General features: G+C 72.8%; 10 protein-coding genes. 8 read left to right on the forward strand and 2 right to left on the reverse strand.

Annotated elements, in window-relative coordinates:
* Positions 1 to 121 precede the first annotated feature (121 nt).
* Positions 122 to 1,603, forward strand: coding sequence for a wax ester/triacylglycerol synthase family O-acyltransferase (locus ABZ459_RS01415; RefSeq protein WP_357964492.1), 1,482 nt, complete (start codon positions 122 to 124; stop codon positions 1,601 to 1,603).
* Here ABZ459_RS01415 and ABZ459_RS01420 read toward each other — a convergent pair.
* A complete protein-coding gene (locus ABZ459_RS01420; protein WP_357964493.1) occupies positions 1,541 to 2,086 on the reverse strand; it encodes a TetR/AcrR family transcriptional regulator in 546 nt (181 codons plus the stop codon). The two genes, ABZ459_RS01415 and ABZ459_RS01420, sit on opposite strands and share 63 nt — an antisense overlap.
* Before the next feature lie 120 nt (positions 2,087 to 2,206).
* Between ABZ459_RS01420 and ABZ459_RS01425 the strand changes: the two genes are divergently transcribed.
* The 3 genes from ABZ459_RS01425 to ABZ459_RS01435 all read left to right on the forward strand — a co-directional run bounded on the left by ABZ459_RS01425 (position 2,207) and on the right by ABZ459_RS01435 (position 5,363).
* Positions 2,207 to 2,779: a TetR/AcrR family transcriptional regulator gene (locus ABZ459_RS01425; RefSeq protein ID WP_357964495.1), complete on the forward strand. Its 573-nt coding sequence runs from the start codon at positions 2,207 to 2,209 to the stop codon at positions 2,777 to 2,779.
* On the forward strand, positions 2,779 to 4,284 hold the full coding sequence (locus ABZ459_RS01430; protein ID WP_357964496.1) for an MFS transporter: 1,506 nt from the start codon (positions 2,779 to 2,781) through the stop codon (positions 4,282 to 4,284). Before ABZ459_RS01425 ends, ABZ459_RS01430 begins: the two co-directional genes overlap by 1 nt.
* Positions 4,285 to 4,433: 149 nt before the next feature.
* Positions 4,434 to 5,363 carry an aldo/keto reductase gene (locus ABZ459_RS01435; RefSeq protein WP_357964498.1) on the forward strand — a complete coding sequence of 310 codons (930 nt, stop codon included), beginning with the start codon at positions 4,434 to 4,436 and terminating at the stop codon, positions 5,361 to 5,363.
* Between the two features lie 34 nt (positions 5,364 to 5,397).
* Here ABZ459_RS01435 and ABZ459_RS01440 read toward each other — a convergent pair whose 3' ends face one another.
* Positions 5,398 to 6,420, reverse strand: a complete 1,023-nt coding sequence (locus ABZ459_RS01440) for a polyprenyl synthetase family protein (protein ID WP_357964500.1) — start codon at positions 6,418 to 6,420, stop codon at positions 5,398 to 5,400.
* 122 nt (positions 6,421 to 6,542) lie between these two features.
* Between ABZ459_RS01440 and ABZ459_RS01445 the strand changes: the two genes are divergently transcribed.
* The 4 genes from ABZ459_RS01445 to ABZ459_RS01460 all read left to right on the forward strand — a co-directional run bounded on the left by ABZ459_RS01445 (position 6,543) and on the right by ABZ459_RS01460 (position 12,700).
* Positions 6,543 to 7,877 (forward strand): cytochrome P450, encoded by a 1,335-nt coding sequence (locus ABZ459_RS01445; RefSeq protein WP_357964502.1) that lies wholly within the window; start codon positions 6,543 to 6,545, stop codon positions 7,875 to 7,877.
* Positions 7,874 to 8,701, forward strand: coding sequence for a hypothetical protein (locus ABZ459_RS01450; protein ID WP_357964504.1), 828 nt, complete (start codon positions 7,874 to 7,876; stop codon positions 8,699 to 8,701). The genes ABZ459_RS01445 and ABZ459_RS01450 overlap by 4 nt, the downstream gene beginning before the upstream one ends.
* Entirely contained in the window at positions 8,698 to 10,209 is a 1,512-nt protein-coding gene (locus ABZ459_RS01455) for a prenyltransferase/squalene oxidase repeat-containing protein (protein WP_357964506.1), read from the forward strand. Before ABZ459_RS01450 ends, ABZ459_RS01455 begins: the two co-directional genes overlap by 4 nt.
* Before the next feature lie 187 nt (positions 10,210 to 10,396).
* Entirely contained in the window at positions 10,397 to 12,700 is a 2,304-nt protein-coding gene (locus tag ABZ459_RS01460) for a nitrate- and nitrite sensing domain-containing protein (protein ID WP_357964508.1), read from the forward strand.

Raw genomic sequence — 12,700 nt, forward strand, 5'->3', positions numbered from 1 at the left:
AAAGACTCTCGCGGAAACGTTACGGAAATGACACCGTGCGAGGCTTTCGCACAAGACGAAGCACACATCGAGGCAGACGTCGAAGCGGACGTCGAAGCACGCAAGGAAGAAGGGAGAGCAGATGCGCCAGCTGACCCCGTTGGACGCCCAGTTCCTCCATGTCGAGTCCGAGACCACCGCGGCGCACGTCGCCGGGCTGGCGGTCCTCGACCCGGCCGGCGGCGCGGTGGACCGGGACGCGCTGGCCGAGCTGCTGCTGGACCGCGTCCACCTCTCCCCCGCGCTCAGCCTGCGCCTGGTCGAGGTGCCGTTCGGGCTCGACCGTCCCTACTGGTGTGCCGACCCGGACTTCGACCTGGCCAACCACCTGTTCGAGACCACGCTGCCGGCGCCCGGCGACGACGCCGCGCTGGCCGAGGCGGTGGCCGCGATCCACGAGCGCAGGCTCGACCGGTCGCGTCCGCTGTGGGAGATGCACCTGATCAAGGGGCTGGCGGGCGGCCGGGTCGCGGTCTACACGAAGGTGCACCACGCGGCCATCGACGGCGTGTCGGGCGCGGAGACCCTGGCGACCCTGCTCGACCTGACCCCGGAGGGCGTGCGGGAGCGCGGGCCGCGCCCGGCGCCGCCGCGGCAGGACCCGCCGGGCCTGGTGGAGATGCTGGCCGGGGCCGCCGTGCGGACGCTCACCCATCCGGTGCGCGCCGCCCGCTCGGTGGTCAGGGCCGCGGGCGACCTCGACGCGATCCCGCTGGCCGGCGCGCTGCCCGGCGCGCAGGCGATCGCCAGGGCCGCCCGGCTGGTGACCGGCGACCAGAAGCAGCGCCCCGAGCTGCCGGGCCTGACCGCGCCGCGCACGCCGTTCAACGGGCCGATCAGCGCGCGGCGCGAGCTGTCGTTCGGGTCGGTGCCGCTGAAGGAGGTCAAGAAGGTCGCCAAGGCCAACGGCATCAGCGTCAACGACGTGGTGATGACGCTGTGCGCCTCGGCGCTGCGCTCGTGGCTGGACGAACGGGACGCGCTGCCCGCCGAGCCGCTGGTGGTGGCCGTGCCGGTGTCGGTGCGTACGGGCGGGGCCTCGGACGTGGTCGGGAACCAGATCTCGGCCATGGTGGCGCCGATGCCGACGAACGTACCCGACGCCGGGGAGCGGCTGCGGGCGGTCGGCGAGACCATGAGCAGGGCCAAGCGGCGCTTCGCCCTCGCGCCGGCGAGCTGGCTCGGCGAGTTGTGCTCGCTGCTGCCCGCGCCGGTCACCAGCCTGGCCACCCCGGCGATCTTCCGGCTGGCCGGGACGGCGTTCCCGCCGATCAACCTGATCATCAGCAACGTGCCTGGCCCGCAGTTCCCGCTCTACATGTGCGGCGGCCGGGTGCTGGCCTACTACCCGCTGTCGGTGCTGACCGACCTGTCCGGCGGCGTGAACATCACCTGCTTCTCCTACGACGGCATGCTCGACTTCGGCATCGTGGCCTGCCCCGAGCGCGTGGACGACGTGTGGGGCCTGCTCGGCCACCTGCGCGACGCCCTCGACGAGCTGCTAGCCGAGGGCGTGGGCGATGAGTTCGGCGACGGCGTCGGGGTCGATCTGGTGACCGGTTAGCTGGCAGAGGTTCTCCTGGTAGAGCAGCACGGCGGCGAACGTCGCCGCGGCCACCTCCAGGCGGGCCGCGTCGCCGCGCGTGCCGGGCAGCGCCAGCTCCAGCGCGAACCTGGCCCTGCTGATCAGCTCGCCGTTGAGCCTGCCGAGCCGCTCCTTGACCGAGCCGTGCGTGTCGGCCTCGCGGAACAGGATGCGCCGCATCGCCGGTGAGGCCCGCAGCGGCAGCCCGCGCGCCAGCCGGGCCAGCGTGCCGGCCGGGTCGCCGGGCACGGCGTCGACCTCGCGGCCCTCCTCGATCAGGGTGCGCTCGTCGACGAGGGCGACGAGTACGTCGATCTTCCGGGGGAAGTAGTGGAAGATCAGCCCTTTGGGGACTCTCGCGAGCCTGGCGATCACCGCGGTCGGCGTGGCCTCGTAGCCGCCGCCCGCGAACAGTTCCTCGGCCGCGTCCAGGATGCGCGTGCGCGCGTCACCGATCGACACAGCTCGCACCCTAGCGCCACCTGCGACTTCATCGCCATCCCGCCGGGGCGAGAGCCTGCTGCCCTCCGGCCGCCGTGTAGGCTTGAGACGTAAATGTCTCATATTTGACGGAGTTGTCTCATGGTGGTGAGCCGGGAGCAGGTCATGACCGCGGCGATCCAGCACCTCAACGAGCATCCGGCCGCCTCGATGGCCCAGCTCGCCGAGGCGGTGGGGGTCAGCAGGGCCACGCTCCACCGGCAGTTCAGCAGCCGCGAGGAGCTGATGACGGCGCTCGGCCACCGCGCGCACGACCGGTGGCACGACCTCCAGGTGCGCGCGGACGTGCCGGCCGCCGCCGCCTCCGACGACCCGCGCGTGCTCCGCCGGGCCCTGGAGACCCTGCTGGAGGGGTGGATCGAGGTGGCCGACGAGTACGGCTTCGGCCTCACCGACTACGCGATGGCCGTGCACCCGGAGCTGCTGCGCCGCTCGGAGGAGCTGGAGGAGCGCGAGATCGCGCTCTTCGCCGCCGCCCAGCGGGCCGGCCTGCTGCGCGCCGACCTGCCGCCCCGCTGGATCAGCAACACGGTCTACGGCCTGCTCGTGGCCGTCCGGGAGAGCCTGCGACGCGGCGACGTCGCCCGCAGGGACGCCGCCAGGCTGCTGCGGGAGACGTTCCTGGCCGGCGCGGGCGCCGGGGGGTGGTCGTGATGACGGTCACCGGCCTCTCGGCGCGCCGGCGGTGGGCGGGCCTGGCCGTGCTGTCGGCCAGCGTGCTGCTCGTGGTCATGGACATGACCGTGCTCAACGTCGCCCTGCCCGCGATCACCGAGGACCTGCGGCCGACCTCGGTCGAACTGCTGTGGATGGTGGACGCCTATTCGCTGGTGCTGTCCGGGCTGCTGGTCACGGCGAGCGCGCTCGGCGACCGGTGGGGGCGCAAGCGCATGCTGCTGGCCGGGTTCACCGTGTTCGGGGTGGCCTCGACGGCGGTGCTGCTGGCCGACTCGGCCGCCGAGGTGATCGCCGTACGGGCGCTGCTCGGCGTGGGCGGCGCGATGATCATGCCGTCCACGTTGTCGATGATCCGGAACCTGTTCACCGATCCGGGCGAGCGGGCCAGGGCGCTCGGCGTCTGGTCGGCGATGGCGGCGATGGGCGCGGCGCTCGGCCCGATCCTGGGCGGGTTCCTGCTGGAGCACTTCTCCTGGCAGTCGGCGTTCCTGGTGAACGTGCCCGTCATGGCGGCGGCCGTCGTCGCCGGGCTGCTCCTGCTGCCCGAGACGCGCAACCCCAGGCCGGGCCGATGGGACGCGCTCGGGACCGTCCTGTCGATGGCGGGCATGGCCGCGCTGCTGTACGCGGTCAAGACGTTCGGCAAGGACGGCCTGACCTCGCCCGCCGCCCTGGCCGCCACGGTGGTCGCGGCGGGCGCGCTGGGCTGGTTCGTGGTGCGGTGCGCGCGCAGGCCCGATCCGCTGCTGGAGATCGGTCTGTTCCGCAGCGGGCCGTTCTCGGCGGGCGTGGTGACGGCGCTGACCACGTCGATCGCGATGGCCGCCGTGCTGCTGCTGCTCGCGCAGTGGATGCAGCTCGTCCAGGGGTACGCGCCGCTGGAGACGGGCGTGCGGCTGCTGCCGGCCGCGCTGGCCGCGCTGATCGCCTCACCGCTCGCGCCGGTCCTGGCCGAACGCGTCGGCGCCCGGGTGGTGCTGACGGGCGGGCTCGCGGTGACGGGGCTGGGGTTCCTGCTGGTGTGCCTGGCGCCGCAGCCGCTGGGCTACTGGCCGGTCGCCGTCGCGCTGGCGCTGATCGGCGCGGGCAACGGCGCGCTGGCCATCGCCTCCGCGGTGATCATGGCCGGTTCGCCGCCGGAGAAGTCGGGCAGCGCGGCGGCCATCGAAGAGACCAGCTACGAGGTGGGCGCGGCGCTCGGCGTGGCCGTGCTGGGCAGCGTGGCGGCCGCGGTCTACCGGAACGCGCTCGACTACGCGGGCCCCGGCGCGGGCGCGGCGAGCGAGTCGCTGGGCGGCGCGCTCGACGTCGCCGCCGACCTCGGGGCACAGGGGGCGGGGCTGGTGGAGACGGCGAGGGCGGCCTTCACCGACTCGCTGGCGCTGACCTCGGGAGCCGGGGCCGCGCTGATGCTGGTCGGCGCGCTGGTGGTTTGGCTGCTCACCCCGCGCGCCCTCGACCTGGCCTCCGTGGAGCACTGACCGAGGGCCGCGCCGGCCGGCGTGCGTGGAGCACTGGCCCACGCCGCGCCGGCCGGCGGTCGCGGCGCCCTCGGCACCGCCGCTGACCTGGCGGCACGCGACCGGGGCGCCGTCCGTGCCCGCTCGCCGGTGACGCGGATAATGGCCGCATGAGATCAATAGGCACGACGGACCTGTCCGTTTTCCCGATATCGCTCGGCACCAACGTCTTCGGCTGGACCGCGGACAAGGAGACCTCGTTCGCGGTGCTCGACGCCTATGTCGAGGGCGGCGGCAACTTCATCGACACGGCCGACGTCTACCCCCACTGGGTGACCGGCGAGTCCACGTCCGAGCTGATCATCGGCGAGTGGATGGCCGACCGCGGCAACCGGGACTCGATGGTCGTGTCCACCAAGGTCGGCATGCTGGAGGGGCTCGAAGGGCTGGCCCCGGCCACCATCCGGGCGGCCGTCGAGGACTCGCTGCGCCGCCTGCGCACCGACTACATCGACCTGTACTGGGCGCACGTGGACGACCACGACACACCCCTGGTGGAGTCGCTGGCCGCCTTCGACGCCCTGGTCAAGGAGGGCAAGGTACGCCAGATCGGCGCGTCCAACTACGGGCCGGCGCGGCTGGCCGAGGCCCTGCGGATCTCCCGGGACGAGGGGCTGGCCGCGTACGTGGCGCTGCAGCAGCCGTACAACCTGGTCGACCGGGGCTACGAGGGCGAGCTGCGGGACGTGGTGGCGTCGGCCGGCCTGTCGAGCACGCCGTACTTCGGGCTGGCCCGCGGGTTCCTGACCGGCAAGTACCAGCCGGGCGTCACGGTCGACAGCCCGCGGGCCGGGAAGGCGGCCGAGTACCTGGACACCGAGCACGGGCGCAGGACGCTCGAAGAGCTGCTGAAGGTGGCCGCCGAGCGCGGCGCCGAGCCCGCCTCCGTGGCGCTGGCCTGGCTGGCCGCCCAGCCCACGGTCACCGCGCCGATCGCCAGCGCGCGCGACCCCCGTCAGCTCAAGCCGCTGCTGGCGGCGGCGGAGCTGGAGCTGGGCGAGGAGGAGCTGGCCCTCCTCGACGAGGCCTCCCGCCCCTGATCGACCGGCGCCCGTTCCCGCGCGGGCAACGGGGTCAGCGGGCGCGGCCGGCCAGCGAGACGCACAGCTCCCTGAGCGCGACGGCGCCGGGCAGGCATTCGTCCAGTACGTCCAGCGCCGCCTTCAGGTGCCGGGCGGCCAGGCGGTCCGCGATCGTCCGGCCGCCCGCCTCCTCGATCAGGCAGGCGGCCAGCGTCAGGGCCGCGTCGTCGGTCTCGCCCGAGGCCAGCGCGTCGGCCAGGCGACGGGCCGCGGGCTCGCCCGATCCCAGCGCGGCGAGCACCGGCAGGGTCTTCTTCCGCAGCCGCAGGTCGCCGTGCACGGGTTTCCCGGTGACCTGCGGCTCCCCCCAGATCCCCAGCACGTCGTCGGCGATCTGGAAGGCCACGCCGAGCTCCACCCCCATGCGCCACATGCGCTCGGAGAGGTCCGGCCGGCCGCCGAGCGCGACCCCCGCGGCCGCGGCCGCCCCCAGCAGGGACCCGGTCTTGCCCGCCGCCATCTGCGTGTACTCGGCCACGCTCACCTCGCCGGGCCCGCTCCACGGCCTGCTCTCGAAGGCCATGTCGGCGGTCTGGCCCTGGACCAGCTCGACGAGGGCCGCCGACAGGTGGCGCATCGCCTCGGGGCGGTCGGCGAGCCGGGCCACGGCCAGGGCCAGCAGCGCGTCCCCGGCCAGCAGGGCGGGCCCCACCCCGTACGCCTTCCACAGGGCGTCCCGGTGCCTGCGCAGCTCGTCCTGGTCGATGATGTCGTCGTGCACGAGCGAGAAGGCGTGCACGAGCTCGATCGCGACGGCTCCCGGCAGCGCCTGTTCGGCGGTGCCGCCGACGGCCTCGGCGCTGAGGATGGCGAGGGCCGGGCGCACGCTCTTGCCGCCGGCCCCCTCATGCGGCCGTCCGGTGGCGTCCGACCAGCCCAGACTGTAGGAGACCATGGCGGCTCCCCAGGGATGCAGACCCGCGACCGCGGCGCGCATGGCGGGCTCCACCAGGCGACGACAGCGGGCGATCATGTCGGCGTCCGACAGCCGGGCGCCGGGGCGGCTGAGGTTCACGTGGTGCTCCTGCCAATGTTCGATCTTGAATCTAGATGCACGCTCATGTGATACTCCAGCCTAGGTTTAACCTTCGTCATCAAATGTCCGTTATGTAAGACGGGCGCAAGGGAGACACACTCGTGGCGGATATTGCCACTGCCACCAGGACTATCCCTTTCCTCACCAGGCTCACCAGACACCGGGTTCCGGTCCACGCGCTCGAAGCGGCCGGCGCCGAGGCCGGCGGCCGGGTCGTACGCCTGAACATGGGCCCCTTCCGCCCCTACCTCGTCACCCACCCCGACCACGTCGAGCGGGTGCTCACCGCCAACCAGGCCAACTACCTGCGCGAGGGCATGTTCTGGGATCCGCTGGCGCCGCTGCTCGGCGAGGGGATCCTGTCCGACGGCGAGAACTGGGCCGAGAGCCGCCGCATCCTCCAGCCGCTGTTCACCGCCCGGCACGTCAACGCCATGGCCGAGAACATGGCGCGGATCATGGACGAGCTGATCGACACGACCATCGTCCCCGGGCAGCCGTTCGACGTGGCCAAGGGCATGTCGGCCATCGTGCACCCGGTGATCGTGCGGCTGTTCTTCGGGGCGAAGATCTCGCTGGAGGACATCAACCGGCTGGTGCCCGCCTACGACGTCGCCGTCACCGCCAAGGCGCTGCGCGTGGTGCTGCCGTTCGTGCCGGAGCAGGTGCCGATGCCGGGCGACCGGGCGTTCAGGCGGGCGATCAAGGCCATCGACGAGGTCGTCTATCCCCGGATCGCCGAGGCCCGCGGGCAGCAGCTGGAAGGCGACGACGTCGTCTCGCGCCTGGTCAGAGCCCGGACGCAGGACGGCGGCGCCGGCGGCGACCGCCGGATCCGGGACGACCTCGTCGCCATGCACGGCGCCTCGACCGAGACCTCGACCACCGCGCTGTCCTGGGTCTGGCCGGTGCTCCAGGCCCACCCGGAGATCGCCGCCAAGGTGTACGACGAGGTGGACCACGTGGTCGGGGACGACCCCGTCGGCATCGACCACCTGCCGCGCATGCCGTACCTGAAGATGTTCGTCAGCGAGCTGATGCGGCTCTACCCCTCGGGCTGGATCCTGCCCCGCAGGGCGATCGCGGACGACGTGATCGGCGGGGTCACCGTCGAGGCGGGCTCCACGGTGATCCTCAGCCCGTACCTCACGCACCGGCTGGCCGAGTTCTGGGACCGCCCCACCACGTTCGACCCCGAACGCTTCGCGCCGGACGGCGCCGCGCCGCGCCACCGCTACGCCTACTGGCCCTTCGCCGCCGGGCCGCACGTGTGCCTGGGACAACACCTGTTCGCGATGGAGGCGCCGCTGCTCATCGCCGGCATCCTGCGCAGGTACCGCCCCCACGTGCACCTCGACCGGCCGCCCGTCCCGCGCCTGGCCTCCTCGCTGCGCCCGCCGCGCGGCATGACCATGACGCTGGAGGCACGGCGGTGAACGCCTTCGACACCGGCCGCGCCTGCGCGCTGGCCGTGTCCGGCGGCCGGGAGCTGGCCCGGCACGCCGCGCGCTTCGGCGACCTGTTCCCGGCCGCCGCGTTCGACGCCGGGCTCTACACCTCCCTCGGGCTCGCGAGCGCGTTCGGCTCGCCCTGGGCGACGGCCGGGGAACTGCGGGCGATCAACCGGGCCTCGCTGCTGGTGTTCGCCGCCGACCGGCTGATCGACCACGAGGCCGGTACGCGCGAGGAGGTCGCCGCGCTGATCGCCGACTGCCTGTCGCAGGCCCCCGCCGCCCCGGCCGGGGCCTTCGCCGCCGACCTGCTGGCGACGCTGGGCACCACGCCGGAGCTCGAGGCCGCCTGGCGCGACCAGCTCGGCCGCCTGCTCACGGCCATGGCCCGCGAATGGGAGTGGAGCCGCGCCGACCGGCCGCCCGCCGTCGAGGAGTACCTGGCGAACGCCGGCAGTTGCGGCGCGTACTTCGTGGCCGTCTCGCACTGGATCGCGACCGGCCAGGTGGGCGCGCCCGCCTCCCTGGAGCTCCTGCGCCCGGCCGGAGAGGCGGTGCAGCGGTACCTGCGCCTGCTCAACGACCTGGCCACGCACCACCGGGAGAAGGCGTACGGCGACCTCAATGCCTTCACCCTCGGCCTGACCCGCGACGAGGTGACCGGACGGATGGCCGCGCTGGCCCGCGAGGCGCACGCGCTGATCGCCCCCCTGCGCGACGGCCATCCGCGCCCGGCCGCGTACCTGACATGGCAGCTCGACTACAGCGCCGGCTTCTACGGCCTGTCCGACTTCTGGGCGACGACGTGAACCTCTCCGAACAGGCCGGCCTCCTGGTGGCCGAGCTGATGGCGCAGCCGTGGGGCCAGGTGTCGCCGTCGGTCTACGAGACCGGGCGCCTGGTCACGCTCGCCCCCGATCTGGCCGGGCACCGCGAGCGGGTGGCGTACCTGCTGGCCGGGCAGCGCGGCGACGGCGCGTGGGGCCCTCCCGACGGCTACGCGCTGGTGCCCACGCTGAGCGCCACGGAGGCCCTGCTCACCGCGGTCGCGCGTGGCGAGGGCGACCCCGGCGCGCTGCTCCCGGCGGTCAAGGCGGGGCTGGAGGCGTTGCGTCCGATGCTGGCCGAGGCGTCGGACCTGCCGGACACGCCGGCCATCGAGCTGATCGTCCCGGCCCTCGTCCGGCTGGTGAACGAGCACGTGGACGGGCCGCCCCTGCCCCTGCCGCCCGGCATGGACACCACGCGGCTCGGCCGGATCAGGCGGCTGCTGGAGTCGGGCGGCGAGCCGCCGCAGAAGGTGCAGCACGTGCTGGAGGTCGTGGGCGCGACGGGCGCGGTGCGGCCCATGCCCATCGGCACCGTCGGCGCCTCGCCGGCCGCCACGGCCGCCTGGCTGTCCGCCCGGCCCGAGGCGGAGGGCGCGGCGCCGGCCAGGCACCACCTGGAGGCCGTCGCCCTCCGGTACGGCGGCCCGGTGCCCGTGGGCCTGCCGATCACCGTCTTCGAACGGGCCTGGGTGCTGAGCTGGCTGCTCAGGGCGGGCGTCCCGGTGGACGTGCCGCCGGAGATGGCTGCCGACCTGAGGGCCGCCATCGGGCCCGAGGGCACCCCCGCGGGAGCCGGCCTGCCCGCCGACGCGGACACCACCAGCGTCGCGCTCTACGCCCTGGCCCTGCTCGGGGTGCCGTACGAGCCCTCGTCGCTGGCGGCGTTCGACACCGGCGCGCACTTCTGCACCTGGCAGGGCGAGGACGGCTCCTCCGTCAGCGTCAACGCCCACGTGCTCGACGCGCTGGGCCAGTACGCGCGGGCCAGGCCCGCGGCGGCGCAGGCGTACCGGGCGCGGATCGAGCGGGTGGCGCGCTGGCTGGCCGAGCGGCAGCGGCCGGACGGGAGCTGGAGCGACAGGTGGCACGCCTCGCCGTACTACGCCACGCTGAGCTGTGTGCTCGCGCTGGGCGAGTTCGGCGGACCCCGGTACGCCGAGGCGGTGCGCCGGGCCCGGGAGTGGATCCTGTCGACCCAGCGGGCCGACGGATCCTGGGGCCGGTGGGCGGGCCGGCCGGAGGAGACGGCGTACGGGATGCAGGCTCTCCTGCTGTCCGGTCCCGAACCGGACGAACGATGCGAACGGGCCGCGCGGCGCGGTTATGAGTACCTGATTCGGTCGGCCAATTTATCTGACTATCCACCACTGTGGCATGACAAGGAGCTTTACTCGCCGACAGCCATCGTGCGGGCTGCGGTCATCGCCGCTCAGCATGTCACAATATGTCACACCGAAGGAAATTCCAGGTGTGAAAATAGGACATAGTACTCTTTATGGTGCTCTAGCGTGTTGAGGCAGTATTCAGGCGTTGCTAGGGTGACCCGAGTGTCGGATTCCTGGAGTACCCCTTTCTCCGTCTTGACATGGCCTGCTGACCGCGTGGTTTTTTCTTCCGGAGGGCTTCATGCGCTTCCGTAATGCCAGTGTCCGGGCCAAAGTCACGGCGCTAATCGTGTCGCTCACCTTGTTGTGGGCGTTCGCGGCGTGGGTCACGCTGAGAGAGGGCGTCAACCTGCTCTGGGCGGCGACCGTCGACAGCAGGATCGTCGAGCCGAGCGAGCCGCTGCTGGTCGAGCTCCAGCGCGAGCGCCGGCTGACCGTCGCCCACCTCGGCGCCGGCTCGCGGACCGTCGACAGGGGCATGCGCGACCAGCGGGCCAAGACCGACTCCCTGCGCGCGGAGTTCACCTCCACGGCCCAGGGCAACGTGGTCGATCTCGCCTCCGACGAGCCGCTGCTCGAACGTATCTCCGAGGTCAACGCCGAGCTGGACAAGCTCGTGGCGGCACGGAAGGCGATCGACACCGGCAAGGCGGACCTGTCCCAGGCGACGCGGCAGTACAACAACGCCATCGACGCGATGTACCGCATGTACGACTCCGTGGCCGCCTTCGACGACAAGGAGATCGCCAAGATCGGTCGTACGTTGTCGGACATGTCCCGCTCGCGGGAGTTCCTGGCCCGTGAGGACGCGCTCTTGTCCGGTGTCTTCGCCAAGGGCGCGTTCACCGAGAACGAGCACGCCGAGTTCGTCAAGACGTCGGGAATCTTCCACTACACGCTGACCGAGGCGCTGGACAGGCTGCCCGACGAGGACAGGACCGCGTTCGACGCGTGGCTCAAGAGCGAGTCCGTCGTGCGGCTGCAGGCCATGGAGGCGCAGCTCGTCCAGCACGAGCCGGGCATGGGCCCGCTTCCGATGAGCGGCGAGAGCTGGCGCGCGGCGGCCGACGGGACGCTCGCCGGCATGCAGACCACGACCCTGGCGGGCGGCGACCGCCTGCTCGACCGGATCGTCCCCGTCGCCATCGGCGTCATCGTGCGGCTGCTCCTGGCCGGCGGTCTCGGCCTGATCGCCGTCATCGCCTCGATCGTGTTGTCCATCACCACGACCAGGCAGTTGCTCGCCCAGCTCAAGAAGCTGCGCGACGCCGCCCACGAGCTGTCCGACGACCGCCTGCCCGGCATCGTCGAGCGCATCGGCCACGGCGAGGTGGTGGACGTCGCCAAGGAGGCGCCCGCGCTGGAGTTCGGCGACGACGAGATCGGGCAGGTGGGCCAGGCGTTCAACACCGTGCAGCGCACGGCGATCAGCGTCGCGGCCGAGCAGGCGGAGCTGCGCCGCAGCATCCGCGACATCCTGCTCAGCCTGGCCCGCCGCACCCAGGGCCTGGTGCACCGGCAGCTGACCGTCCTCGACGTGATGGAGCGCAGGGAGACCGACCCCGAGGAGCTGAAGGAGCTCTTCCGCCTCGACCACCTGGCCATCCGGATGCGGCGCAACGCCGAGAACCTGATCGTCCTGTCCGGTTCGTCGCCCGCCCGTACGTGGCGGCGGGCGGTCCCCATGGTGGACGTGGTGCGCGGCGCGCTGGCCGAGGTCGAGGACTACACCCGGGTCACGCTCATGCCGATGGGCGAGGTGGTGCTCGTCGGCCGGGCCGTCGGTGACGTCATCCACCTGCTGGCCGAGCTGATCGAGAACGCCGTGTCGTTCTCGCCGCCGTACACGAACGTGCAGGTCAGCGGCCAGCTCGTGGCCAACGGCTACGTCATCGAGATCGAGGACCGCGGGCTCGGCATGAAGCCCGAGGACCTCGACGCGGCCAACGAGCGCATCGCCGACCCGCCCGAGTTCCGCATCTCCGGCACCGCCCGGCTGGGGCTCTACGTGGTCAGCCAGCTCGCCCGGCGGCACGACATCCAGGTCGTGCTGAAGCCCTCCCCGTACGGGGGGACCACGGTCGTGGTGCTGCTGCCGCAGGAGCTCGTCGAGCTCGACCCGGCGCCGCGGCACCCGGAGGGCGACACCCGGCCGAGCCTGCCGCGCCGGACGAGCACCGGGACCACGCTGGCCACGGTCGCGCGGCCCGCCGAGAACGTCCGCACCCTGACCCCGCCGCGTCCCGCCCCGATGCCCGCCCCCATGCCCGCCCCCACCCCTTCCCAGCTCCACGCGGTGGCCACCCCCTTCCCAGCACCCTCGCCTTCACCTGAACCAGAACCGCCCGCGGAACCGGAGCAGCAGCCTGTGGCCGAGTTCACGCCGTCCGGCCTGCCGTTCCGAGTCCCCCAGGCCAACCTGGCGCCAGCGCTGCGTGACGACACGCCGACGCAGCCCGACTTCGAGGAGGACGATGACGAGCGCTCGCCCGAGGAGATCCGCGCCATGATGGGATCCCTGCAGTCAGGCACCCGTCTTGGCCGCACCGAGGCGGCCAGGCTGATGGAAGAGCAGCCGGGAGGCGAGGCATGA

Source organism: Nonomuraea sp. NPDC005692 (genome assembly GCF_040631115.1).
GTDB lineage: Bacteria > Actinomycetota > Actinomycetes > Streptosporangiales > Streptosporangiaceae > Nonomuraea.